This is a genomic window from Arthrobacter sp. P1_C12_2 (genome assembly GCF_056406415.1).
In genome coordinates this window covers 109,872-134,892 of the sequence record NZ_JBFUAF010000009.1, presented here as the reverse complement: position 1 = coordinate 134,892, position 25,021 = coordinate 109,872, and the positions used below count along the sequence as shown (strand labels likewise).

At 64.1% G+C, this 25,021-nt stretch carries 23 protein-coding genes; 9 read left to right on the top strand and 14 right to left on the bottom strand.

What is annotated here, in order from left to right; genetic code table 11:
- Positions 1–9: 9 nt before the first annotated feature.
- The 5 genes from AC1DZQ_RS11900 (at position 10) to AC1DZQ_RS11880 (ending at position 4,912) form a co-directional block, all read left to right on the top strand.
- Positions 10–1,500, top strand: a complete 1,491-nt coding sequence (locus AC1DZQ_RS11900) for a rhamnulokinase (RefSeq protein ID WP_476963704.1) — start codon at positions 10–12, stop codon at positions 1,498–1,500.
- Positions 1,497–2,300 (top strand): (Fe-S)-binding protein, encoded by an 804-nt coding sequence (locus tag AC1DZQ_RS11895; RefSeq protein WP_476963703.1) that lies wholly within the window; start codon positions 1,497–1,499, stop codon positions 2,298–2,300. Before AC1DZQ_RS11900 ends, AC1DZQ_RS11895 begins: the two co-directional genes overlap by 4 nt.
- Entirely contained in the window at positions 2,297–3,862 is a 1,566-nt protein-coding gene (locus AC1DZQ_RS11890) for a LutB/LldF family L-lactate oxidation iron-sulfur protein (RefSeq protein ID WP_476963702.1), read from the top strand. The genes AC1DZQ_RS11895 and AC1DZQ_RS11890 overlap by 4 nt, the downstream gene beginning before the upstream one ends.
- The gene (locus AC1DZQ_RS11885) at positions 3,859–4,500 is read left to right on the top strand and encodes a LutC/YkgG family protein (protein ID WP_476963701.1); all 642 of its coding nucleotides are present in this window, start codon (positions 3,859–3,861) and stop codon (positions 4,498–4,500) included. Before AC1DZQ_RS11890 ends, AC1DZQ_RS11885 begins: the two co-directional genes overlap by 4 nt.
- Positions 4,501–4,645: 145 nt before the next feature.
- On the top strand, positions 4,646–4,912 hold the full coding sequence (locus AC1DZQ_RS11880) for a hypothetical protein (protein ID WP_476963700.1): 267 nt from the start codon (positions 4,646–4,648) through the stop codon (positions 4,910–4,912).
- A gap of 175 nt (positions 4,913–5,087) precedes the next feature.
- On the opposite strand, the gene AC1DZQ_RS11875 is transcribed toward AC1DZQ_RS11880, so the two are convergent.
- The 7 genes from AC1DZQ_RS11875 to AC1DZQ_RS11845 form a co-directional block, all read right to left on the bottom strand.
- Positions 5,088–5,474, bottom strand: a complete 387-nt coding sequence (locus AC1DZQ_RS11875; RefSeq protein ID WP_476963699.1) for a VOC family protein — start codon at positions 5,472–5,474, stop codon at positions 5,088–5,090.
- Positions 5,475–5,734: 260 nt separating this feature from the next.
- Positions 5,735–6,118 (bottom strand): hypothetical protein, encoded by a 384-nt coding sequence (locus tag AC1DZQ_RS11870; RefSeq protein WP_476963698.1) that lies wholly within the window; start codon positions 6,116–6,118, stop codon positions 5,735–5,737.
- Positions 6,119–6,814: 696 nt separating this feature from the next.
- Complete coding sequence (locus AC1DZQ_RS11865; protein WP_476963697.1) at positions 6,815–7,462, bottom strand: hypothetical protein; 648 nt, start codon at positions 7,460–7,462, stop codon at positions 6,815–6,817.
- Positions 7,463–7,958: 496 nt separating this feature from the next.
- Complete coding sequence (locus AC1DZQ_RS11860; protein ID WP_476963696.1) at positions 7,959–8,564, bottom strand: dihydrofolate reductase family protein; 606 nt, start codon at positions 8,562–8,564, stop codon at positions 7,959–7,961.
- Between the two features lie 187 nt (positions 8,565–8,751).
- Entirely contained in the window at positions 8,752–9,795 is a 1,044-nt protein-coding gene (locus tag AC1DZQ_RS11855) for a cytochrome d ubiquinol oxidase subunit II (RefSeq protein ID WP_476963695.1), read from the bottom strand.
- Between the two features lie 9 nt (positions 9,796–9,804).
- Positions 9,805–11,214: a cytochrome ubiquinol oxidase subunit I gene (locus AC1DZQ_RS11850; protein WP_476963694.1), complete on the bottom strand. Its 1,410-nt coding sequence runs from the start codon at positions 11,212–11,214 to the stop codon at positions 9,805–9,807.
- Positions 11,215–11,262: 48 nt separating this feature from the next.
- On the bottom strand, positions 11,263–12,843 hold the full coding sequence (locus tag AC1DZQ_RS11845) for a GMC oxidoreductase (protein WP_476963693.1): 1,581 nt from the start codon (positions 12,841–12,843) through the stop codon (positions 11,263–11,265).
- A 220-nt stretch (positions 12,844–13,063) separates the two neighbouring features.
- Between AC1DZQ_RS11845 and zwf the strand changes: the two genes are divergently transcribed.
- Positions 13,064–14,509, top strand: coding sequence for a glucose-6-phosphate dehydrogenase (zwf, locus tag AC1DZQ_RS11840; protein ID WP_476963692.1), 1,446 nt, complete (start codon positions 13,064–13,066; stop codon positions 14,507–14,509).
- Positions 14,506–16,401 (top strand): glycoside hydrolase family 15 protein, encoded by a 1,896-nt coding sequence (locus tag AC1DZQ_RS11835; RefSeq protein ID WP_476963691.1) that lies wholly within the window; start codon positions 14,506–14,508, stop codon positions 16,399–16,401. The genes zwf and AC1DZQ_RS11835 overlap by 4 nt, the downstream gene beginning before the upstream one ends.
- A 538-nt stretch (positions 16,402–16,939) precedes the next feature.
- Here AC1DZQ_RS11835 and AC1DZQ_RS11830 read toward each other — a convergent pair.
- Together AC1DZQ_RS11830 and AC1DZQ_RS11825 are read right to left on the bottom strand one after the other, a co-directional pair.
- Positions 16,940–17,794, bottom strand: coding sequence for a hypothetical protein (locus AC1DZQ_RS11830; protein WP_476963690.1), 855 nt, complete (start codon positions 17,792–17,794; stop codon positions 16,940–16,942).
- A 31-nt stretch (positions 17,795–17,825) separates the two neighbouring features.
- Positions 17,826–17,966, bottom strand: a complete 141-nt coding sequence (locus AC1DZQ_RS11825; RefSeq protein ID WP_476963689.1) for a hypothetical protein — start codon at positions 17,964–17,966, stop codon at positions 17,826–17,828.
- A gap of 150 nt (positions 17,967–18,116) precedes the next feature.
- On the opposite strand from AC1DZQ_RS11825, the gene AC1DZQ_RS11820 reads away from it, so the two are divergent.
- Positions 18,117–18,785, top strand: a complete 669-nt coding sequence (locus AC1DZQ_RS11820) for an LGFP repeat-containing protein (RefSeq protein WP_476963688.1) — start codon at positions 18,117–18,119, stop codon at positions 18,783–18,785.
- 354 nt (positions 18,786–19,139) lie between these two features.
- Here AC1DZQ_RS11820 and AC1DZQ_RS11815 read toward each other — a convergent pair whose 3' ends face one another.
- The 3 genes from AC1DZQ_RS11815 to AC1DZQ_RS11805 all read right to left on the bottom strand — a co-directional run bounded on the left by AC1DZQ_RS11815 (position 19,140) and on the right by AC1DZQ_RS11805 (position 21,171).
- The gene (locus tag AC1DZQ_RS11815) at positions 19,140–19,625 is read right to left on the bottom strand and encodes a hypothetical protein (protein ID WP_476963687.1); all 486 of its coding nucleotides are present in this window, start codon (positions 19,623–19,625) and stop codon (positions 19,140–19,142) included.
- A 268-nt stretch (positions 19,626–19,893) separates the two neighbouring features.
- Positions 19,894–20,145: a hypothetical protein gene (locus AC1DZQ_RS11810; RefSeq protein ID WP_476963686.1), complete on the bottom strand. Its 252-nt coding sequence runs from the start codon at positions 20,143–20,145 to the stop codon at positions 19,894–19,896.
- A gap of 69 nt (positions 20,146–20,214) precedes the next feature.
- Positions 20,215–21,171 (bottom strand): IS481 family transposase, encoded by a 957-nt coding sequence (locus AC1DZQ_RS11805; RefSeq protein WP_476963685.1) that lies wholly within the window; start codon positions 21,169–21,171, stop codon positions 20,215–20,217.
- Positions 21,172–21,784: 613 nt separating this feature from the next.
- Here AC1DZQ_RS11805 and AC1DZQ_RS11800 point away from each other — a divergent pair.
- On the top strand, positions 21,785–22,012 hold the full coding sequence (locus AC1DZQ_RS11800) for a hypothetical protein (protein ID WP_476963684.1): 228 nt from the start codon (positions 21,785–21,787) through the stop codon (positions 22,010–22,012).
- Between the two features lie 470 nt (positions 22,013–22,482).
- Here AC1DZQ_RS11800 and AC1DZQ_RS11795 read toward each other — a convergent pair whose 3' ends face one another.
- Both AC1DZQ_RS11795 and AC1DZQ_RS11790 read right to left on the bottom strand, forming a co-directional pair.
- The gene (locus AC1DZQ_RS11795; RefSeq protein WP_476963683.1) at positions 22,483–23,490 is read right to left on the bottom strand and encodes a GTP pyrophosphokinase; all 1,008 of its coding nucleotides are present in this window, start codon (positions 23,488–23,490) and stop codon (positions 22,483–22,485) included.
- Positions 23,487–24,596, bottom strand: a complete 1,110-nt coding sequence (locus AC1DZQ_RS11790; protein WP_476963682.1) for a hypothetical protein — start codon at positions 24,594–24,596, stop codon at positions 23,487–23,489. Before AC1DZQ_RS11790 ends, AC1DZQ_RS11795 begins: the two co-directional genes overlap by 4 nt.
- Positions 24,597–25,021 lie beyond the last annotated feature (425 nt).

Genomic DNA, 25,021 nt, shown 5'->3' with positions numbered 1-25,021 from the left:
CTTCCTGGGATGAATACGGTGCCACCAGCGGATACCGCACCAGCCAGCGGCGGCCTGTTTGTCGCCGTCGACATTGGCGCCTCCTCGGGACGGGTCATCCTGGGCCGGGTCACCGGCGGCCGGGCCGAGCTCGAGACGGTGCACCGGTTCCCCAACGGCGTCAAGGAGTTCGACGGCGGCCTCCGCTGGGACTTCGACGTGCTGTTCGCCGAGGTCCTCACCGGGCTCGCGGCCGCCGCCACGGCGGCCGCGGCCCGCGGCGAGGGCATCGCCAGCATCGGGATCGACACCTGGGCCGTGGACTACGGCCTGGTGAACGCCGCCGGCGAACTGGTCGCCCCGCCGTTCAGCTACCGCGATGACCGGTCCCGGGGTGCCGTCGCCCGGGTCCACCAGGACCTCGACCCGGCCCGGCTGTACGCCACCACCGGGCTGCAGTTCCTGCCGTTCAACACGATCTACCAGCTCGCCACCGAGCCCGGCCTGGACGGACTGCAGGCGCTGCTGATCCCGGACCTCATCGGGTTCCTGCTGACGGGACGGCGCCGCACCGAGGCCACCAACGCCTCCACCACCGGGCTCTTCGACGCCGTCGCGGGGGAGTGGGCCACCGAGTTCCTCACCGCCCTGGGCCTGCCCGGGGACCTTTTCCCGCCGCTGATCCAGCCCGGCGAGATCCTCGGCACCCTGCTGCCGGAGATCGCGGAACGGACCGGCCTGCCCGCCGCCACTAAGGTGGTCGCCGTCGGCTCGCACGACACCGCCTCCGCCGTCGCCGCCGTACCCGCGGACCGGAAGGACTTCGCCTACGTCTCCTCGGGCACCTGGTCGCTGGTCGGCGTCGAGCTGACCCATCCGGTCCTGACCGAGGCCAGCCGGGCCGCCAACTTCACCAACGAACGCGGCGTGGACGGCACCATCCGCTACCTGCGCAACGTCGGCGGCCTCTGGCTCCTCAGCGAATGCCAGCGCACCTGGGCCGCCGAGGGCTACCGGCCCGGACTCGAGGAGCTGCTCGACGCGGCTGCAACTCTTCCTCCCGGTGGCCCGGTCATCAACGCCGACGACCCCTACTTCATCGCCCCGGACAACATGCCCGCACGCATTCGGGCCGCCGTCCGCGCCACCGGCACGGTCCTGCCGGAGCATCCCGCGCACATCGTGCGGTGCATCCTGGACAGCCTCGCCGCCGGCTACGCCCAGACCATCGCCGACGCCGAACGGCTCGCGGACCTGCGGGCCGGCGTCGTGCACATTGTGGGCGGCGGATCCCAGAACCGGCTTCTGTGCCAGCTCACCGCCGACGCAACTGGCAAACCCGTCATCGCCGGACCCGTCGAGGCCACGGCACTGGGCAACGTCCTGGTCCAGGCCCGCGCCGCCGGCGCGCTCGGCGGCGGCCTGGGCGAGCTGCGCGCCGTCGTCCGTGCCTCCCAGCAGCCGGCGGAGTACGTGCCCTCACACCGGGCCGCACACCAGAGCGCCGGAGGTGCCCTGTGAGGATCGCTCTTTTTGCCACGTGCATCGTGGACGCCATGTACCCGGCCACTGCCCGCGCTACGGTGTCCATCCTGGAACGGCTCGGCCACGAGGTCATCTTCCCCGCCGGACAGGCCTGTTGCGGGCAGATGCACGTCAACAGCGGCTACTTCAAGGAGGCGCTGCCCGTCGTCGCCAACCACGTAAAGGCATTCGAAGAAGATGAGTACGACGTCGCCGTCGCACCGTCCGGCTCCTGCGTCGCCTCCGTGAAGCACCAGCACCCCATGATCGCCCGCCGCTGCGGGGACGCCGGGCTGGAAGCCCGGGCAGCCGCCCTCGGGCACAAAACCTACGAGCTCTCCCAGCTCCTGGTCGATGTCCTGGGCGTCACGGACGCCGCGGCGCAGCTGGGCTCCTACTTCCCGCACCGGATCACCTACCACCCCAGCTGCCACGGCATGCGGCTGCTCCGGCTCGGCGACCGGCAACTGGACCTGCTGCGCTCGGTGGCCGGCATCGAGGTAGCCGAGCTGCCGGAAGCCGAGCAGTGCTGCGGCTTCGGCGGCACGTTCTCGATGAAGAACGCGGACGTGTCCTCGGCGATGCTCGCGGACAAGACCGCCAACATCTGCGGCACGGGCGCGGATCTCTGCTCCGGCGGCGACGCGTCCTGCCTGCTGCATATCGGCGGTGGCCTGTCACGGCAGGGCAGCGGCGTCACCACGATGCACTTCGCCGAGATCCTGGCCAGCACCCTCGAGCATCCCGCCGCCGTCACCGGCGACGTCCGCCTCACCACCGGAAGGACCGCACGATGAGCGGCACATTCCTGGGGATGCCGTCCCTGCCGGTCTTCGGCATCGGCAACCTGCACGAACACGAGCCCTTCCCGAAAGCCGCGCACCGCGAACTCGGCAACACCCAGCTGCGGGCCAACCTCGGCCACGCCACCCGGACCATCCGGGACAAGCGGCTGGCCGTCGTGTCCGAGCTCCCCGACTGGGAGGAGCTGCGCGACGCGGGCCGGGCGATCAAGGAATCCGTCATGGCCCGGCTGCCGGAGCTGCTCGAGCAGTTCGAGGCGAACTTCACCGCCCGCGGCGGAACCATCCACTGGGCCCGCGACGCCGGCGAAGCCAACCGGATTGTCACCGCCCTCATCCGGGAGCAGGGCGCCGACGAGGTGGTCAAGGTCAAGTCCATGGCCACCCAGGAAATCGGCCTCAACGAGTACCTCGAGGAGCAGGGGATCGCGGCGTTCGAGACCGACCTCGCCGAGCTCATTGTCCAGCTGGACCACGACAAGCCCAGCCACATCCTGGTCCCGGCGATCCACAAGAACCGCAGCCAGGTCAGGGACATCTTCCTGCGCGAAATGGAGGGCGTGGACCCGGAACTGACCAACGAACCGGCTCGCCTCGCCGCGGCCGCGCGGGCACACCTGCGCCGCAAGTTCCTCAGCGCCAAGGTGGCCGTGTCCGGGGCGAACTTCGCCCTCGCCGACTCCGGCACGCTCGCCGTCGTCGAATCCGAAGGCAACGGGCGCATGTGCCTGACCCTGCCGGAAACCCTGATTACCGTCATGGGCGTGGAGAAGCTGCTGCCGGCGTGGGAGGACCTCGAGGTGTTCATGCAGCTGCTCCCGCGGTCTTCGACGGGGGAGCGGATGAATCCGTACACCTCGCTGTGGACCGGGGTCACGCCCGACGACGGGCCGCAGAACGTCCACCTGATCCTGCTGGACAACGGGCGCAGCGCCGCCCTGGCCGACGAAATGGGCCGCTCCGCCCTGCACTGCATCCGCTGCAGCGCCTGCATGAACGTCTGCCCCGTCTACGAACGCACCGGCGGGCACGCCTACGGATCCACCTACCCGGGACCGATCGGCGCGATCCTGTCGCCGCTGCTGACCGGGATCACGGCCGAGGAGAACAGTTCCCTGCCCTACGCCTCCTCCCTGTGCGGCGCCTGCTACGACGCCTGCCCGGTGAAGATCAACATCCCGGACATCCTGGTGCACCTGCGCGGCGAAGACGTGGACAGCAAACGGGGAAAGAAGCGACTGCCGAGCCAGATGGACCTGGGCATGAAGGCGGCCTCCTGGGCGCTGTCCTCCGGAAAGAACTTTGGCCTCGTCGAGAAGGCGCTGCCGCTGGGCCGACTCGCCGCGGGACCGGACCGGAAAATCACCAAACTGCCCGGCATCGCCGCCGGCTGGACCCAAAGCCGGGACATCCCCGCCCCGCCCGGACAGTCCTTCCGGCAATGGTGGGACAAGGAACACCAGGCCCCGGCCGGTCCGACGACCCCAAGCGGTACTGGGGACGCCGGTACAGGACCCGCCGACACAGAGTCCGCTGGTACAGAGGAGAACCCGTGAACGCGCGCGCAGAAATACTCGACCGGATCCGCTCCGCACTCCGGGACGCCCCGGCGGTACCGGACGTGCCCCGCGACTACCGCCGCACTTCCGCCTTGGGCCAGGAGGAGCTCATCGAGCTGTTGACGGACCGGCTCGTCGACTACAAGGCGAACGTCTTCGTCGAGGATGCGGTCGCGGTGCCGCAGCGGCTCGCCGCGCTGCTCGAAGGCGCCGGCCGCTACGCCGTGCCGCACGGCCTCGACCAGGCCCTGTTCGCGGAGGCGGACGCGCACGACGGCGGTTCCGGCCGCCGCGTCACCGACGCACCCGGGCACCGGCTGAGCGTCGAGGAGCTGGACGGGGTCGACGCCGTCGTGACCGGCAGCGCCGTCGCGGTTGCCGAAACCGGCACCATCATCCTCGACGCCGGCCCGGACCAGGGCCGCCGGGTCATCAGCCTCGTCCCGGACCGACACATCTGCATAGTCCGGGCCGGGGACATCAAGGCCATCCTGCCGGAGGCCCTCCGCCGGCTCGATGCCACCCGCCCGCAGACCTGGATCAGCGGTCCCAGCGCCACCAGCGACATCGAGCTCGAACGCGTCGAAGGCGTCCACGGTCCGCGAACCCTGGACGTCGTGATCGTGCGCGGGTAGGCGGACAGGGCGGGCCTGCTTCCCTAGCGGCTAAGGGAAGCAGGGCTTTTCCCTGTTCGGCGGAGACGGGGTCCGGGGAATCGCTCGCCCCGATCACCCAGAAGATACTCATGGTCTTCTCAGCGGGGAGTTCGATCATGGAAGCATGTACTTAGTCGATCCCAGAGCCTATGCACAACGCGTGATGCACCCTGGCACTTGGTTCCACAAGACGACCCGCAGGCACCCGATCGCCGGGAACCACGAGCCCACGCACTCCCGGCTCGACTATCTCGAGGCTAGCCTCACGGGAACACTGAGCACGGCTTCTTCACGACGCAGGGCCAGGGAACTCGAACAGGCATTCCGGAACGGCGAGGTTTCCTACGAGGACGCGTGCCTCGAGATGGAGCAACTCGACGGGGAGCCGTGAACGCCTGCAGCGCTCGCCGGAACCGCGCTTTGCTGACGCTGCCATCCATGCGCGCGAGGCTCCGATAGATCGCGTACCCGGGATCTTTCTCGGTGGGGCTGGTTCTGTCGGCCTTTGTCCCGCTCATCCAGGATCCTAGCCTCGCGCCAACCACATCAAACCCGGCAACTGGGAATCATGCAGCACCCGATCCATACGGACGCGTGATCGCCTCGAGGAAATGTCCGTCAGGGTCCGCGAAGTAGACGCCGCGTCCGCCGTCGTTATGGTTGATCTGCTGTGGGCGGGACCGTCCCGGGTCTGCCCAGTAGGGGATGCCCTCGGCCTGGATTCTTGCGAAGATTCCGTCGAAGTCCTCCTCGCTGACCAGGAAGGCGTAGTGCTGCGGGGAGATGGGCCGGTCCGCCGTGGCGAAATCGAGGGCTACTCCATGGTCAAGGGGTACGGACATGAAAGACCACATAGGTTGGGGTTCCGGCAGCCCCAGTACGTTGGCCAGGAACTTCGCCGAACGGCGCTTGTCTGTTGCGTAGATGATGGTGTGGTTGAAAGTGACCGTCATGGTGGCCTCCTTGGGTGTGGTTGTCTGACACCATCTGACGTCCAGCCCCTTCAGATTTCAAGAGCGCGCACTACATCCTTGGAACCTTCATTGGGCCAGCCTCAGCAACGGGGAACAACAGCGATCAGGGCACAAACGGGTTCGGACACTGCCTGTCCATACCGGTCTGCACTACCCCCGTAATTCTGGGGGTTATCAGTGCAGACGACTTCGAAAAGTGACAGCGGATCCCAATGCGCGGCCGCGCTCCGGCCAGGCCCTTAAGCCCATGCCCTGGCAACCAGGTCTCCTGTAGGGCCGAGGATGAAGTCCACATTGAGGGATGAGCTGGGCCCCTCACCCATGGAGACCTTCTCATCGAAAGACCCAAAAGTGGCCGGCAAGAAGTACCCCACGTTGTCCCAGTAATACTGGAAGAGATACAGGAGGGGATCTTCGATCGTATCCAGGTCCTCCCCAAGGCGGTACACAACAATGGCCTTCTGGCGGACCTCTTTCGAATTCGAGCACCAGGGCAGAATCAGCCCGCCCGCATTAGCCATATTTCTAGGCGGAACCTGATCCGTGTCCCTCGGAATGATCCCCGAGGGATCGCCCGGGCCAAAGAGCGGATTCCACTCAAGGTCCTCGTAGAACAGGTTCATGCCCACATCGGCTGGCTGTCCCGGCAGACGGGTTCGGTTGGTGAGCCTTTCCAAGCCTGAATTCCACAGTAGTGGTCCTCTGCGGTCCTGGGCACCGTACGAAACTTTCTTCCGCGACGCGGAAATGGACGCCCCCGCCGCGTCTTTGGCGGCCGTAGCCGCAGTTACAGTCTTTGGGCTTGGGGGCGGTTGCTCGAGATCCATCCCTACTTCTCCTGTTCAAGAGGTGACCGGAGCGCTCCCGTGGTTGATCGCAAGCGGCTCCGCCTGGGAGGGGCTCAAGGGATGCAATATGCTCCGCCGTGCAGCTGTTGTTGCGGCATGAGGGCTAGGCCCGGACGGTTATCGGCCATCGGAGGCATGACTCTCGTGTGAACTTTGCGTCCGGTGCTTGCCATGCGTCAAGGGACTATGGGCACTGACACGTCCGGATAGTTCCGCCCCACCGGGCAGCGGCACGGGATGCGCCGCACACATACCCAACACCACCTCTTCGATTCTCAAAACCCGATTCGCTGACCTTGATCGGCTGTGCGATTTCGAGAACTGCCATCGAGATGCGTCTCCCGAAGGGCTTACACGCCTTCAGCTCTCAATTGAGATCGTTCTCGGAATCCTTCGTTTATGAGAGCCACGATTCAAATGTGGGTCTGATTCAGGCATGACAAGACCCGTGCCCGGCGACTCCCCCCAGGCTCAGCCGCGCGGCGCCGGCAAATCGAGGTTCCAGTGGCGCGAGACCATCAGCAGCCACCCGGTGTCGTCCTCGTCGTGGCCAAGGCCTGCGGGTCCTGGTGTGATGTAGAACCGCGAGACGACGCGCTGCGAGCCTTCGGCGTCTCCATAGAGCACGTCGACGGTGAAGCCGTCGCCGGCGGCTCCCGCCGTGGCGTTGCGGTAGTCGGCCGACTCCGGGTCCCGGATGGCGACCTGGCAGAAACCGGCGTCGTTGGAGGGCACGTAGATGTCGCGTGTCAGCCGGTGGAACTCCTCGACTGGTGCCAGCGGAGCTCTGGCGTCCGGTGGCAGATGCCAGCCGTGCAGGATCGCCACCCCTGTGCCAGCGTTGCGCAGAGACATCACCAGGTACACGGTGTTGTCGGCGATCTCGAGGGCGGCGTGGCCACCCTGCACGACCATCCACTTGCCTTCCATAAACCGCACCTTCTGCGGGGCATCCGACCAGTTGGAAGGCAGCAGGATGGGGCGCAAACCGTTCAGCAGTGCGCGCTCGGCCAGCCGCGCCGACCGGTTGGCTGACCTAGTGGAGAGGAACGTCGCGATGGCGAGCACCGTCGTGCCGAGAGCGGTGCCGAGGTTGGAGAGGAGAAGCCAGTCGACCATAGGCAACATTCAACGCCTTCCCCGGCCTCGCCAGCAATCGACGCCGGACGTCTGCAGAGTCAAAGCAGGCGCGGCGGGCAACAGTGCTGCGCGTCGGGGCAGGAGCGGTCTAATCAACCGGTTCCGGCGTGTAGTCGCTGATCGGGCGAGACACATTGAGATAATCGAACGGGCTGGCCGCGAGCTCGTCGAGTGCACCATCAGCGCGGCGGACCCAAAAGCTACCCCTCGCGCCGGCCCTAGTAGACCGTGGTTGGTCCGGGTACCCAGCGCTGCCCTGAGACGCGGACAGCGTTCAGGTAGTTGAGCTTCTTGTAGGTTGCCACGACCGGGACAAACTTGTCCCGGTCGTGGCGGGTGAGCCGGTAGGTCGAGCCGGTGGCGCCCCCGATCGGCTTAGGTCTCGACGTCGTTGGCTCCGATGCGCCACAGGCCGCGGCCGCCAACCTGGATAATGACCGTCCTGCTGCGTGGGAGGCCGGCAGCGCCTACGGAGTTAACTGACGCGGCGATAGCGGATGTGGGTGGTCAGCGGTGAGTGAAGCACCTCGGCCGGTTCGAAGCCGAAGGATTCAACCCCGTCGAAGATGCGCTCTCCCGAACCGAGCAGGACCGGTGCGATGTCGAGGGTGAGCTCGTCGATCACGCCGGCGATCAGTGCCTGTCGGACGGTCGAGGCCCCACCCGCGATGTCCACGCCGTTGTCCCCGGCGACCTGGCACGCTGCGGAGTAGGCCGCGTCGAAGCCCTCGGTGACGAAGTGGAAGATCGTCCCGCCGTCCATCTGGATCGGGTCATGTTCGTGATGGGTCAGCACGAATACCGGCGCGTGGTACGGCGGTTCGGCTCCCCACCACCCGGTCCATTCCTCATCCCAGTCCCCGCGGATCGGGCCGAACATGTTCCGACCCATCACATACGCACCCCGCGGGCGCATGAGCCACTCGTTCGCGACTTTGTCGGCATCGTTGGCTCGCGGGTCGCCGATGTGCCAGCCGTGCAGCTCCAGCCCCCGCTTGCCCAGAGGGTTCTCGCGGCTCTGGTCCGGCCCGGCGACGAAGCCATCCAGCGAGATCGACATGTGGCAGGTGGTGTCCGGCACTGCGAACCTCCTGAGTGATTGCGACTTGCATGCGGTCGTGTGGCGGATTCTGGGGATCCTAGCACGTGATGGCATCCTCGCCCACCCGCATGGGCTCGGCCAGCGCGCGGGTGGACTCTACCCCGGTCGGGCCGCCCTCGACCACGACCACGTCGATCTCACCTTTCTTGCCACCTCGTCAGCGAAGTCAGGCACGGACGACCCCGGAGCCCCGGTCGGGCTCGTCGTCGACGCCTTCTTCGGGAAGCAGTCCGCGCTGGTCGAGCACGTACAACAAGATAAAGGCCGGCACGATCAACAGCACGGCGAGACCCGCCGCGACCAGCACGGCCGTGATCGTGCCCGACGGCGCAGCGGCCGCCGAGACCGTGAGCGTTTCGGGCAGCAGGTAGTCCCACTGTGCCACGCCCCAGGCCAGCACGAGGGCGCCGGCCGCGGCGATCGCAGCCAGCCGTCCTCCGCGGTGGGGTCGGCCTCGGAGCAGGAAAAGCGCGCCGAGCCCGGCGACCGCCGAGATGATCACCAGCGGCAGGGCGCGTGAGGTGAGTCCTCCGAACACGTAGCTGGCTTCGCTGCGTACGACGAAGAGACCGACCAGGGCGACGGCTCCAGCCACGGCCCCAGCCGCCACGGCGCGGACGCGGAAGTAGCCGACCATCGCCTCGTCGGAGAGGCGATGGGCATCCCAGGTGAGCAGTACCGCGGCGACGTAGGCCGTCACGGATACGGCGAGCAGACCCATGACGACCGACGTCGGGTTGACCCAGCTGTGCAGCGGATCGCCCGCCCGACCGCCGGCCGGAACCTGGCCGGATGCGATGCCTCCCGCGATGGCGCCGAAGCAGTAGGGCACCAGCACCGAGGAGACGGCGAAGATGGCGCCGAAGCTGCGGCGGGCTCGCTGCCGAAACACCGCCTTCCGGAAGGCGAAGCTGGCACCGCGCAGGACGATGCCGAGGGCCGCAATGGCGAGGGGCACGAACATGGTCAAGGTGATCGACGCGTAGGCCTCGGAGAAGCACGTCCAGAGCACGACGAAGCTGAAGATCAGCCACACGTGGTTCGCTTCCCACACGGGCCCGATCGAGTGGTCGATTACCTCGCGCGGCCGCTCCCCACGCTGCGCGCCACCAGCGGTCAGGTCCCAGAAGCCGGCACCGAAGTCAGCGCCGCCGAAGATCGCGTAGATGGTGATGGCAGCGAACAAGAGCAAGGCTGCGGCGGTATCCATGGGTGACCCCTAGGTCTCTTTCACCGGCTCGCGCGGTCCGTACGGGGAGTCTGTCTCCTCGAATCGGCGTGCCTCACGGTAGCGACGACTCATCCCGCGCAAGACGAGGATTGTGGTGACGCCCAGCCCGATATAGAGGATCGTGACCGCGATGAAGGTGATCCAGACTCCGGTGTTGGTGGTCGCGGCGTCCTCCACCCGCATCTTGTTGTAGACGATCCACGGCTGACGGCCGACCTCGCTCACGGTCCAGCCCGCCTCCATGGTCACGACGGCGAGGGGTCCGGCGGCGACGGCGCAGCGCAGGAACCACTTGCTGCGAGGCATGTCTCGTCGGAAGATCCACGATGCCAAGTACCACAGCGTCAGCAGGAACAGGGCAGTGCCGACGCCGACCATGATGTCCCAAGCGAGATGGACGACGTTCACCTGGCGGTTCGTCGGCCGCTCGTCGGCGGGTACAGTGTCGAGCCCCTGCACGACGGTCGCCCGGCCAGTGCTGGGGTCCGACAACCATGAGGCGAGCCCGGGGATGGGGACACCGCCCACCACTTGTCCTTCTGAGTTGAGATGGCCGAGCAGCGTCTCGGGCACGTCGCTGCTGGTCGTCGGCACCATCTCGATGGCGGCGAACTTGACCGGCTGGTTGCTATAAACCCAGCGAGCTAGACCGTCACCGACCCCCATCTGCACCGGGACGGCGATGGCGGCCACAGTGAAGGCGATGAGAAAGCCGAGCCTGTGATAATGGTCCCGCCGCCCGCGCAGCATCGCCGTCGCGTAAACCATGGCCACCAGGAAGCCGCCGACCAGGTAGGCCGCAATCACCATGTGCGCCGCCATCAGCGGCATCGCCCCGTTGAAGATCACCCCGAGCGGGTCCACCGCCACGACGTTCCCGGCGGTGTCCAGAGTGACCCCTTCGGGGGAGTTCATCCACGCGTTGGCGGCCACCACCGAAACGCTGCCGAAGATGCCGGCGACGGCGATCGGGACACCGGTCCAGAAGTGGATCCAGGGCTTGAGCCGCCGCCAGCCGAAGATGTAGATCGAGATGAAAACGGCCTCGAGAAAGAAGAAGAGACCCTCGAACGCGAAAGGCACGCCGAACGCCTCGCCCCAGTGACCCATGAACTGAGGCCACAGCAGGCCGAACTCGAAGGAGAGAACCGTTCCGGTGACGGCGCCGACTGCGAAGGTGACCGCCATGTACTTCGACCAGCGCTGCGCGAGCCGGATGGCGTCAGCGTCGGCCCGCCTGATGCCTCGATAGTTGGCGATCAGCGCCATCACCGACCAGGACACCCCGAGTGGCACCAAGATGATGTGGAAGGCCAGCGTGAACGCCATCTGTGCGCGAGCCCACGGAACCGGGTTCACCTCCATCACGGGGATGAGGACGTCCGCGAACAGCGTCATGTCGCACCCCTTCCCGCGAGATTGAGAGCTGCCATAGCGACCCGGGGACTAGCCAAGGCGTTCGGTGAGGTGGTCGCCTACCCGCAGGGCGTTGGCGATTGCGGTCAGGGACGGGTTCACGGCGCCGATGCTGGGGAAGAAGCTGGTGTCGACGACGTAGAGGTTGTCCAGGTCGTGGGCTTTGCAGTTCACGTCGAGAGCGCTGGTTGCGCGATCTCGGCCGAAACGGACGGTGCCTGCTTGGTGCGCGGTGGCGCCGATCGGCATGCTCTTGTGCAGGTAGAGGCTCCGGTCCAGCAGATGGTGCTCGTGCATGCCCAGCTTGCCGAGCATGCCGTCGAGTTTGTGGCGCAGCCGCTTTACTCCTTCGACGTTGTTCTTCTCATCGATGCTGAGGTGGATGGCGTCGTCCGCGTCGAGCGTGACGCGATTGTCGGGCTGCGGTAGGTCTTCGCCGCAGAGCCAGAAGTCGACGGCGTGGTGCGCCAGCACCTCGAAGGGCAGGTCCGGAGAGATCTTGCCGGCCCATCGCGGCGACTGCGCGCGGAGCTCCTCGTCGTCGGACTTGCCGAGCATCTGGATACCGCCGAGCGGATAGTCCCAGTCGTCGGACCCCAGATACCAGTCGTTCATCGCCAGCGTCTTCTGGAACAGCGTGGGGTTGGGCTCCCGGGAAACGGTCATCAGCGCGATGTTGTTGTGCCGCATGTAGTGCCGGCCGACCACTCCGGAGCTGTTGGCCAGCCCGTCGGGGTGGCGGTCTTGGCGAGATCTGAGCAGCAGGGCGGCGGAGTTCACCGCGCCGCAGGCGACGACCACGATGTCGCCGGTGAATCTGGTCTCGGTGCCGTCGTCCAAGGTTGTGACGACCCCGGTGACGCTGTGTCCTGAGGCGTCGGTTTCCAGGCGCTGCACTTGGGCGCCGGTGACCAGTGTGACGTTGTCCTGGGAGAGCACCGGATCCACGCAGATGACTTGCGCGTCCGATTTTGCGTTCAGCAGGCATGGGAAGCCATCGACCCGGTTGCAGCGGATGCACGCACTTGCCCGTGCCGCGCGTCCAGGTTCGATCTCCTGGAGGTTGACGCCGATCGGGAGGTGGAAGGGGTGCAGCCCGAGCTTCTCCAGGTCGTCGTTCAACTGCTGGATGCGGGGTTCGTGGGATACCGGAGGGTGGGCGTACTGCGCGCTGGCATGGCCTTCGCTCGGGTCCTCGCCGTGCTGACCGTGCACCAGGTAGAGATGTTCGGCTTGGGTGTAGTAGGGCTCCAAGTCGTCGTAGGAGATCGGCCAGGCCGGTGAGATTCCGCCATGATGGCGTAGCTCGCCAAAGTCCTCCGGACGGAGGCGGAACAGTGCCGCGCCGTAGAACTTGGTGTTCCCGCCGACGTAGTAGTTGACCTCGGGCTGGAACTCGCTGCCGTGCCGGTCGTACCACAGCTCTTTCGCAAGGTACTTTCCGCGGACGAACACCGCCTCGGTCTGCCAGTTATCGCGCTCGCGCGGCAGGAACGGACCTCGCTCCAGCCAGAGCACCTTCGCCCCGTTCGTAGCAAGCCGGTGACCGAGCGTCCCGCCCCCGGCTCCCGTCCCGATGATGACAACGTCATAGTGCTGGCCGTCTGTCATGCCGGATCCTCCTATAGCGGGTTCTCGGATCTACCGATGCTGCCTCTACACATTGAGCCTGCCCCCCGGGGTGGACGGCGTCATCACCCAAAATGGGTGGTGACGGGGACCGGGAGGCGGTGGTTGGCTCAGATAGAAACCGGTCTGCGTCAGATCCCGCACGGAGGCCACGAGCAGATTCATATTGCCGGTAGAGGGTCGATCACGTCGAGGAGATGCCATGACAGCACCGATGAATAGCCGAACCGCGGCTGGGCGTGGCCAGCCGGCCAGCGCTGGTCCGGGTTCCGCCGATGTGTTCGTGGTGTTCGGGATCACCGGCGACCTGGCCAGGGTGATGACGTTCAGATCGTTGTACCGGCTGGAGCGGCGGGGTTTGTTGGAGTGCCCGATCGTCGGGGTGGCTGTCGATGATTGGACGGTTGACCAGTTGGTGGAACGGGCCCGGGTGTCGATCGAGGGCACTGGGGAGGTGATCGACGCCGGCGTCTTCGACCGTTTCGCGGCCCGGCTGTCCTATGTGCAGGGCGACTTCGGCGATGCAGCGACCTATGGGCGGGTCGCCGAGGCGATCAAGGGCGCCGACAGCCCGGTGTTCTACCTCGAAGTCCCACCCTTCCTGTTCGGTACAGTCGTCAAGGGCCTGGCCGGGGCCGGCCTGACCGCGACGGGGCGGGTGGTGGTGGAAAAGCCGTTCGGGAGTGACCGAGCCTCGGCTCGCGCCCTGGCCGAGGAGTTGCACCAGTACATCGACGAGTCGCAGTTGTACCGGATCGACCACTACCTGGGGAAGATGGGCCTGGAGGAGATCCTTTACCTGCGGTTCGCCAACACGATGCTTGAGCCGATCTGGAACCGGAACTATATCGAATGCGTGCAGATCACGATGGCCGAGGACTTCGGCGTCGAGGACCGTGGCCACTTCTACGATCCCGTCGGTGCGCTGCGCGACGTGGTGGTCAATCACCTCATGCAGGTCGTGTCCGCGGCCGCAATGGAGCCACCGTCTGGGGGTGATCCACAAACGCTCAAGGACTCACAGGTCGCTTTGTTCCGCGCGGTCTCCGAGGCCGATCCCGTCCACTACGTCCGCGGCCAGTATGAGGGCTACCGGAGCATCAACGGCGTGGCCGCGGATTCGACGACGGAGACGTACGCCGCGTTGCGGCTCGACATCGACAATTGGCGCTGGTCGGGGGTGCCGTTCTTCATTCGGACCGGCAAGAAGCTTCCGGTCACTCAGACCGAGCTTCGGCTGATGTTCAAGCACCCGCCCCGGCTCGGCTTCAACTTCGGATCCGATCGCCGACCAGAGCCCAACCAGATCGTCATCAAGCTTGATCCGTCGACCGGCGTCAGGCTCAAGGTCGAGGCTCTACGTGCGGACACGGTCGGCCCCGGCGCCATCGATCTCGACATGGAGTTCGCCGATGAAGGGGGCGAGGGGCCGACTCCGTATGAGGTGCTGCTCCAGGCGGCGATGGTCGGGAAGAGTACGCGGTTCACCCGCCAGGACGGGGTCGAGGAGACATGGCGGATCATGCAGCCACTACTGGATGCGCCGCCACCGGTGCACAGCTACACGCCCGGGTCTTGGGGTCCGACAGCTGCAGATGAACTGACCGCCGACTATGTCGGTTGGCACCGGCCCTGGGTGCCGTCATGAGTCCCAACGCTCCGCGGCAGGCCACCGAGCAGAGCGCTGCCGCGCCCTCCCCGTTCCCGCCGATCGCGGACTATGCCTTCCTATCGAACTGCCACACGGGCGCCCTCATCGCGCCCGACGGAAGCGTCGGCTGGCTCTGCGTCCCGCGTTTCGACTCACCCAGCGTGTTCGGCACCCTGCTCGATCGCGGAGCCGGCTACTTCAGGCTCGGCCCGTTCGGGACCAACCACCCGACAGCCCAGGTGTATGAGCCCGGGACCAACGTCCTCTGCACGACCTGGAAGACCCAGACGGGTTGGGTTGAGGTCCGCGACGCCTTGACCATGGGCCCGCGGGAGAGCGAGGACGAGGTCACCCCGCATACCCGACCGCCCGCCGACGACGACGCCGATCACCTGCTGGTGCGTACCGTCCGCTGCCTGGACGGCACCGTCGAGATGGAGCTGGTCTGCGAGCCGGTGTTCGACTACGGCCGGACGCCAGCCGCATGGACGCTCGTCGACGGCAGTCGACACATCGCCGATGCCAGCGGTGCGGGCCAGACAATCAGGCTGCAGACCGATTTCGCCCTCGGCGTCGAGGGCGATCGGGTCCGCGCCCGACACGTCCTGTCCGCCGGTGAGGAGTTCTACTGCGCACTGTCGTGGGCCGAGGGGCTGAACGCGCCGGGCGACGTCCTGGACGCCACCCGCCGCATCAATGCCACCACGCGGTTCTGGCGCACCTGGTTGGGACGGGCGCGACTGCCCGACCACCGCTTTCGCGACCCGATCCAGCGCTCAGCGCTAGCCATCAAGGGCCTCACCTACATGCCGACCGGGGCCACTGTCGCCGCGCTCACCACGTCGCTGCCGGAGACGCCTGGCGGTGAGCGCAACTGGGACTACCGCTTCACCTGGATGCGCGACACCACCTTCACCTTGCAGGCGCTGCATTACCTGAATCTCGACTGGGAGGCCGAGGAGTTCATCCAGTTCGTCGCCGACCTCGAGCCGAACTCCGACGGCGCGCTGCAGATCATGTACGGCATCGACGGCCGGCGCGACCTGACCGAGTCCACCCGCGACGAACTGTCCGGCTACGCGGGTGCCCGACCGGTCCGGATMGGCAACGGAGCGTTCGACCAACGCCAAAACGACGTGTTCGGCGCCGTGCTCGACTCCATCCTGTTACACACCCGACGCAGTGACCGGCTGCCACTACGGCTATGGCCCATCGTCAAGTCCCAAGCCGAATGCGCCACCGCCGTCTGGCGCGAACCCGATCAGGGAATCTGGGAGGCCCGCGGTAAGCCCCAGCACTACGTGTCCTCCAAGCTGATGGGCTGGGTCGCGTTGGATCGCGCCGCGAAGCTGGCCGAGATCCGCGGCGACACAGATCTCATCGCGACTTGGCGGGACACCGCGGATGAGATCAAGGCCGACATCCTCGAGCACGGCGTCGACAAGCGGGGTGTGCTCCGTCAGCACTACGACACGGACGCGCTGGACGCCTCCACCTTGCTGGCCGCCATCTTCGGATTCCTGCCCCCAGATGACAAGCGGCTCCGGGCCAGCGTGCTCGCCATCGCCGACGAGCTGACAGAGCACGGCTTCGTGCTGCGCTACCGCACCGGCGAGACTGACGACGGCCTGTCCGGAAAGGAGGGCACATTCCTGATCTGCTCGTTCTGGCTCGTGTCCGCGCTGGCGATCATCGGCGAGGAGCAGCGGGCGCGTGACCTGATGGAGAAGCTGTTGCGGGTCGCCTCGCCGCTCGGGCTCTTCGCCGAGGAGTTCGATGTCAACACCGGCAGGCACCTCGGCAACTTCCCGCAGGCGTTCTCCCACCTCGCGCTGATCGAGGCAGCAGGGCGGATCATCCTTGCCGAGTGGCTCCAGGAGTTCTCGTGATGAGGTGACCCGGCTTGGTTCTCGTCCTGGATGGCGTCTACCCGGTCCTGTACGTCGCGGTATGTGATGGTTCCTGATGCTTGTCCCGCAGAAACCACTGGCAGAGCCGTACTCTTACTCGGCTCATTTGCATATTCGAGGGTTTCATCTCGCGGATCGGAGGCCTCCGACACAGTGCTGTTGATCATCCCGGTGCGGCGTAAGGCCTTCACGGCTTGTCCGACGCTGCAGGCCGGACATCGAGGTTGAACGTCGGGGCTGGAGGGTAAAGTTGTTGGCTGGCCGGAGGCGCCGAAGTTAAGCTTTGCCAATTTTTTTGCCAATGAGCCAGGCCTGGGCAAAGCAAGGGCCCCTGCTTCCCTTGTAAACAAAGGGAAGCAGGGGCCTTGCTATCTGGCGGTGACGGTGGGATTTGAAACCTCTCCCGCGCCAGCACTGGCAAGGAAAACCGCTAGAATACGCGGAAGTTCATAACTCGAAATCACGGTAATTCACGCTAGATGTGCCCAAAATGTGCCCAAAGTGTGCCCACTGCCAGTCAATCTCTAGGCTTTCTTCGATAGGTCGGCAGAGGCGCCCCGTCGAGGTACCGTTGCAGCGTTGCTGACGATGGCCCGTGCCCGTAGTGATCGAGCTTGCGTATAGCCCATTCGACCAGTCCCGTGAGCCGTTCGGATTCTTGCTGCGCTGCTAGCGCTTGGTCCCGTAGTGAGATGTTTTCTTCGCCGATCCACTTGCGCCTAAGGGCAAAAGACAGCCGCCGTTCCTCCCACTGGTCTTCAGTCTGCCGGTCCGGCCCAGACGCAGGGCCGCGCAATCGCCAATCCTCTTCTACAGCAGCCAGTTCGCGCTCTTCTCGCTCGACTCCCCGAAGAACCGCGGACGGGTCCAGCGGAGCAAGCCTTTCAGCAACGCTAAGAGCGGTTGCAACCGGCACGATCCACGTTCCGTCGAGCTCGAACGCGCTCGGTTCCCCGCGAAGCTCGTCCACGGATAGATTGGTCAGTTTCGAGAGCGAATCGAGGTCACGTAACGGGTAAACGCCTTCATACGCGCTTCGTGAAGTGCGCGGGTCATGACCCCAATTTTCGTCGGGGAGTAAGGTCATCACGACTTCATCAACGGCTATGATCACGCCCTCACGTTCCCGGGAAGCATCCAAGACAGCAGACCAGCGCAGCTCCCTGGCCCGGAAGGCTTCGGCATCCGCCCAGAGGCATTTAAGCCGACCAGTTGGCACCCAGGCTTCCAGACCGTCCGCATCCGGATCCTCGAAACGAATTTGCGAGTGAGCGTTTCTTTTGTTGGTATTGCGGCGGTGGCGTATGAAGCGGACCGGAACCAGTGGATGCTTGCCGGTCTCGCGGTAGGCCCATATCTCGTCGGCTTCCATTGCTGGATGCTATCGCAGCCCCTGCCGGCGGCTAGTGGCACCGGCAAGTGCAGTAGGGCGCGGGTTCCAGGAACTCATAGTCGGGCTCCAACTCCTCGAACGGCGAGCGGCCCGTGACCGCCAGCATCTCATCGAGCATCGCGCCCACCGCTTCAACATCAATCTTCACCACGCGCTGAGATTAGAGCGTAGGTGCGACAAGTTGGCACTGTGGGAATACTGTGCTGCGCCATCCAAGTCCCGGCTCGTCATGTGCAAAGCACCTTGGACGCGCAACATCCTGTAAAGTGCAGCCATTCGCACATGGGGGGAAGGTCTCAAATTGAAAAGCACTAAACAATTCCGTCGATCGACGGTGCTGGCCACATTGACTGCAGCGGCATTGCTCTCCGGGTTCGCGGCACCGGCCAAGGCTGTAGAAACAGTCCCGCCGGCTCCTCCCACCGGGGTGGGAACCGAGGCCTGGACCCTGGACGACTACTACACGCCGGCCAAGAAAGCGGAAATCGACGCAAAGATCGCCGAGGTGCGCGCCCGCAATCCATACCTGCGCGGCAGGGTCGGAACACCCAAATACGGGCTCTCGAATTGGGGAGTCATGCAAAACTACATGGGCGGCTCCATCGTCTCGTACTCCCTCGGCACGTGGGCTCTGCGGACCCCAATCCGGGATGCGTACCTCCGCGCTGGGGGACCGCAAAACATGGGGTACCCGCAGGGCCCGGAGTCAGGTCCACTCAAGGACGGCGTCAGCCGACAGTCCTTCTTTAAGAACGGCACCATCTATTCGCACCCCGTCTATGGTGCTCACGTCGTCAACGTCTATTCCTTTGACCGTTACGGCGGACTGGACGGCCGCCTCGGCTACCCGAAGTCGGACCCCGTCAAAGTTGACCCAACAAAAGCTAACAGCACACTTCGACAGAAGTTCAGGGGAGGCTCTGTCTACAAGAGTGCTACAGGGCACGAATGGGTCGTCTTCAACAAGTAAGGCGTTGGCGGCGGGTTGGCCTAACCCTTCTGCGTCCATCCGCGTCGCTCTCATCCGGCAGGAACCCCGTCAGCGTGATTTGCTGATGGGGGCTCTCTGTTGCACCCTGCAAGTCGCAAKCAGGCAGGGGGCAGCGGCGCAGTCTGCTAGCGCGACTGTTCCGATGCTCGCCGCTGTAGGCTTCCAGGCGTGAATGATGCAGAAGTTTTCTGGCAGGCTGTCGCCGCCTCTGTGGCCGTCGCAACTGCCCTCAGTACGGGACTGGCTTGGGCGGTCGGCAACTGGGCGCGTAACCGGTCCAGGGCGGAGGCTGACTGGGCATATGACATTTACGCCCACATAGTCGACAAGCACTCAAACGAACCACATCACCCCGACGGCCATATCTCGGTGCGTGGCCCGCCACCTAGCCTCGTCCGCTGCTGCCCTGTGGTGCTCGGCCCACATGGGGATCCGGGAGAGGCCTTCTCGGTAAGCCGGGGACAAGGTGCCTTCGCCGGCTTCGCGCCGGCGGTCAGAGAGCCACCGGGCCATCGATCGTTCCCCCTTGTCATCGGAGCGGTCACGGGGGAACCGGCCTTCGGCCGCAACCCAGTTGATGATCTCGTCCATGCGGGCAAGGTCCACAGCGGAGCGTCTGGATTGGGTGCCGGCGGCGGCCAGATGGCCCGCCTCGAGCTCCGGGTCCCGGCGACGGGCGATGACGAGGTGGTAACCGACGGTGGCGGGCTGGGCCCCCACCAGATCAGCGATGCGTTTCCGGCTCAGCCCGAGCCGGTACATCAACACCCATTCCGCGTCAGGGGCGCGCCGCAACTGCCTGTCCATAATGAGTGTCATCTTGCCACGGTGCCGGCTATCAGACCCTCCCTGTCCAACTATTGCCACGTATAGGGAGTTATAGCCACTTATAAGAAAAAACCTATAACCCCCAATAACTCGCTATTACTGCGGGGTTGAACCCGGCGGAACCCCTATGGCCCGGGCCAGGTGAATATGGCAGTTTGATTCAGGACCGGTGTGACGGCTGGAACGACCGATGTCACCCCTTCGTCCGGACCAAGCCCCGGGAACGCGACACTAGATCCGAAGGACACCTAGTGTCGGGCTACTGTAGATCATCCGGGACGCCGAATCGCCTTCCAATGAGTACGCGAATGGCCGCGAGTAGAGGCTGATCTTCCAGCGCAACGCCCTCGTCCCCGTAGTGCACACCCGTTTCGTCACCCACTGCTTCTATATCAAAAAGGTTGAGGACCTCGGCCACGCGAACCTGATACTCGGTGGCGGTCATTTGGCGAGACACACGAACTGGAATTGTGCTGAGTTTGCGCGCGACCTTAGCAGCGGATTCATTCATGGGCGCACTCTTGCATGGCGTTCCGCCATTGCACAAGGGGGGCTCTTCGGACCTAGGTGTACTGAGCCATCAGGTTGGTGACACTCGGGTGATGGGTGTGGTTCCGATGCCGGTGTGGATGCGTTCAGTGTTGTAGTGCTGGAGCCAGGGCGCAAGTGCCGCGTGGCGTTGGGTGTTGCTGGTGAAGACCTGGCGGTAGGCCCATTCGGTTTGCAGGGTGCGGTTGAAGCGTTCGGCTTTGCCGTTGGTCCAGGGGCAGTGGGGTTTGATGAAGCGTTGAACGGCGCCGAGATCTGCGACGGCCCGGCGGAAGGCTGTGGAGTTGCGGTAGGCGAGGGCGTTGTCGGTGATGACGCGTTCGATCCTGTGGATGCCCTGGCCGGCGAAGTAGCCTGCAGCGCGGGTGAGGAACCCGGCCGCGGTGGCACCCTTCTCGTCGGGAAGGACCTCGGCGTAGCCGATGCGGGTGTGGTCATCGATCGCGACGTGGACGTAGTCGTAACCGATCCCGCGTCCCTTGACCTGCTCCGAGCGGCCGTGGGCGCGCCAGCCGCCGCCGTCGGGGATGCGTCCGAGCTTCTTGACGTCCAGATGGACCAGTTCCCCGGGCTTCGCCCGTTCATACCGGTTGGTCGTTGTCCGGGTCGCGCGGATCGGGGCACCGGTCAGCGGATCGCAGTCCGCCAGCCGCGGAACCCCGTGCCGGTGCAGGATGCGGGATACTGTCCGGGCCGGAACGCCGGTGAGCGCAGCAATCCGCAGCGGACCGAACCGGGAGGAACGCCGGGCGTCCAGGACCGCCTGTTCACGTTCGGCACTCGTGCGGGTGGGTGTTGACCGGGGCCGGCTTGAGCGGTCCGGCAGCCCGGCGGCCCCTTCGGCCCGGAAGCGTCTGACCCACCGGTACGCTGTCTGCCGGGAAACGCCCTGCTCCGCGGCGATATGGGCGACCGGGCGGCCGGCTGCCACGCGGTCAACGATCAGGCGTCTTCCATGAACTGTCAGACGGGCGTTAACGTGGGACATGAGGACCTCCGAGTGCAAAGTGTGTGAACTAGACAGCTCCACTTAGCCCGGAGGTCCTCCTCGTTTTCAAGCCTTGCGTGTCAACAACGTTCCGGCGCAGTACACCTAGTCCGGGAGTATGAGGCGACGTTAGGCTCGCGGGAGCCGAGCCTATCCTCCCGCGGCACCCGCCGGCAAAACCCTGTCGGCGCATGTTCCGATACCGGCGGAGCGTCGTGCAAACACCGACCACCGACTGCCGGCCGCTTGCTCGGCCGACAGTGCGCAGGCAACCCACAACATAATGCCTGTTATGTTGTGGGCGTTAAAGTCAAAAGCGGCTCGGCGCGCGATCAGACGGTCGGCCAAACGTCAGAACACGTTCCGAGTTAGTGTTGTGGCATGAGCACACCGACCGGTTCCCGAACGACGTTCAAGTCTTCCGAACTGAGCCGCGCTTCAGCTGAAGTCTTTGCAGCTGCCTCGGACCACCCTGTCCAGATCACCCGCCGTGACGGCCGAGTCCCTGGTGCTGATGTCCCAGAGCACAGACAAAGCCCGGGCTTCACTGTTAGAACTGGCGGCCCAGCTCGTTGTTGTCACAACGGGTACGGAAGGAACTCTTGCGGATCGCATGAGCGACCGCTTCCCGTGGATGCTGGCCCTGAGCCCGGCTGACCAGGAAGCCTGTGCGGAAGCTGTCCTGGCCGCCGCTCGTGCGTCTTTTGCCACCAACCAGCCCCAACTTGTTATTGCCAAACTCACAGCCTGGCGTGAGACTGCGACTGCCGTCGCAGCAGGCCTGGGCGAGAAACCCGTGGAATGGCTCGAGAACCTCCCGGAAGCCGTCGAGCGACCCTAAGGTGTGGCGGAAAGCGAAAAGGTTGAGCGAGCCAGATCCTTTGTAGAGGCCACTCGGCGACCAGAGTTCTAGACCGCTGATGCCCCGGTCTGAGCTCAATGAGGTCTAGGCTCCGCGAAGCTACAAAAGCGCAACCGGGGAGACTTGGGAATGAAAAGCCTGACTTTTCTGAAATCTTTACCGTGAATGCCAAACCACTTCACCGGTTCAACCGTCGGGTCCCGCCAGCCAGTCCCGAACAGCTTTGTTGGCTATCCGAACCGAGATCTGAAGCGACAGCGGTGGGCGCTGCACTAACTCTGGACTGCGCCACCATCAAAGGATCTTTTGCTGCCCTGACCGCCCGGGCGCCCGCAAAACCGCGAGCCAGCTGCCACGGATCGACGCGGGTCACGGTTCAGTTTCCCCGCCCCGAGCACATTGTGCAATTCATTGCCATCTGGGAAGCCGACAGCTACTTGGTAATCGCTCTAAGAAAACTGAGAGCGTTTTCCCATAACGCGAGCAATCGGCACAATCTGCTGATATAAATCGCTTTGTTGCATGTCCGTAGCAAGTTTGTATGCGTTCTCATCTAAAAGAGCTGCTATCAGTAGCGCTTCTGGTTGTGCGGCCAGAAGGTGAACGCGGACATCAAAGTATGCTGATCTTGGACCGATCTTCTCTTGCATTGCATCGAGATCAGATTTCTTTTCAGAAATGAAGCTTGAGGTCATCTGCTCAAGATCCGTTGGCCTAATTGACGTCCGATGGCATATCTCCTCAACATTCTGCAGGGATAGATGATGGCTGCCGCGACCCCATCCGAGATCATGAGCGGACTGAGATAGGAACCTTGTTAATCGCAAGATGGAGAACGAGTCAAGCTCAGACACAGTTCTTACGCCCCTATCGAGTTCAATATCCATCAGTTCAACTAAAGCGAGAACCCTGGCAAACTGCCGTTGAGTTTCTTTGGGTATCAGCCCTGGACCCTTATAGATGTATTCATGTTCAATTTCCGCCCACGTATGCTCCGCGACCGTTCGAACCTGAACCTCACATCTCAGAGAATCAGAAAGTGAGGTCGTCATCCCGTTGCAGTGCACGTCGAGGTGTAGTCCAGCGTACGCGAGCTCCTTATAATCCCGATCAAGTTCTTTGTCATCGACTTCTAGAATACCGAGATCGCCCGTTTGCTCAACGGCTTGAAGGACTCTAGCCTTGTCCGAGGAAAGCTGAACTATAACCCTGACGCCCAAAAGATCAGAGCAGTCAGTCCACGGGGTGACGTAATTCTTTGTGCCCTGCTTTACGAAGAGGCTCAGAGGGTCCTTGCATCGTGATTCAATTTTGTGAGGCTTCAACCCGAACGAAGCCAGAGCGGACTCAACTCGCTTGTGGATCTGGCTTATTGCCGATTCGTATTCCGTGAGAGCGGTTAGATATGAATTGAAGGTCCGCTCAGGTGTCCAAATTTCGGCAACCGGGGTACTCATCGTGGACGCGAATTAGTGACGGAATCCAGGGGGACGCCTTTGATAGTGACGTCATAGAGTTCACTATCAGACGACAAGTTGCGCACCACGCGCACCTGCCCCTGGCTTCCGATTTGGTGAGGCGGTGCAACCAAAGAAATCTCTGTACCTAGATTTATGCGCAAATTGTTAAGCCGGCCGCTAATCCTTTTAGAGTCCTTAGTAAAGCTCATCATGGGCACACCCCGCGCAGAGGCCGCGGCCCTGATGTCTTGCTGATGACTGGAAGGAATATGGCTGCGGATGAAAGCTTCGGCATCCACGAATGGTGAGTTGCTCTTAATGTCGACCGCGAGAGCCGCCTGGGCTTCCATCTTTTCGTCGGCGTCAAGGCTGCTCTGATGAATGGCTTCCGTCATCTTGTCGAGGAAGCGCTCCGTGAGTACCTCTGGCTCATCGGCCAACTTTAGTCCTAGAAACTCGCCCAAGAAGTAGTTGGCGAAGCCGCCTCCGTTCTGGATATCGGCCAGGAATCCTTCTACGCCCGCCGGATTCTGATCAGTCTCCAGCAGCACGGCGATCTTATATATCCTCGTTTGCTCACCGAAGACGAGATCAGGGATCCTCTTTATGGAGATGCTACGCAGCCCACCTTCGAGGGTAGTAGCTTCAGCCTGCATGGCTTCTTGGTGTTCAACTTTGGCGATGAGCACGCCGGGCGAACCGTCCAATTCGGCGTCTGCAACGACCAAAAGGCCGGTTTTGGCGTTGAGTCGCTGCGAATCGACTAGGCGTTTTACGAGGAGCTGACTCAAGCCCTTGAGATCGGCTGATCGGAGATGCTCGAAGACCGCGCCCGGTGAAGGACTGTCAACCTGTTCACTAGGAACCACGCTCAATGCACGCTTTTCGAGTGCATCGCTGAACCTGTCCGTCAGGAAACCCAGGTCTCGAGCATCTAGTTCAACCGGGATGTCGGTCAGCAAGGCCTCGAAACTCTTTTCGCCATTGCGCTCATGAAGCGCAATCTGGTGCATGAATACCGATGCCAAACTTAGCGAGCTGTAATTAGGCAACGCGGTGACCCCCCAGAGACGAACTAGTTTCTGCCCATCTTTACCTACCATCCACGAGTATCCAACTCGACAACCGGACCAGGAGCCCGAAAGGTACAGCCGGTGCGGGTGCCCGGGGACGCCCCGCGGGCTGTTTTGGCACTGGTGGTGAGCTCGCCAGCTGGCGCTGGTTTTACGCTGTGCCCATATTGGGCATAGGACGTTTCAGTCGGCGGACTTCAGGCGTGTCCGTGGCCGAGCTCGGGAACGGGACGCTGGGTCGAACACCTTTCCTATTCAGAGGTCACGGGGCACGGCCGGTATGTCATTTACCGGCCCTTCTCGGCTCCGCTCACCTGGAAGCCGTGCGCCACGGTGAGGGGTGTTAGCCTAACCGCAGAGCGCTTGTTGTGGGGAGATCAACCTGACATCGGCGAACAGCTACCATCCCTACAATCAAGCCGACCGGGGCACCATGCTCCCGCAGCGGAGGACGA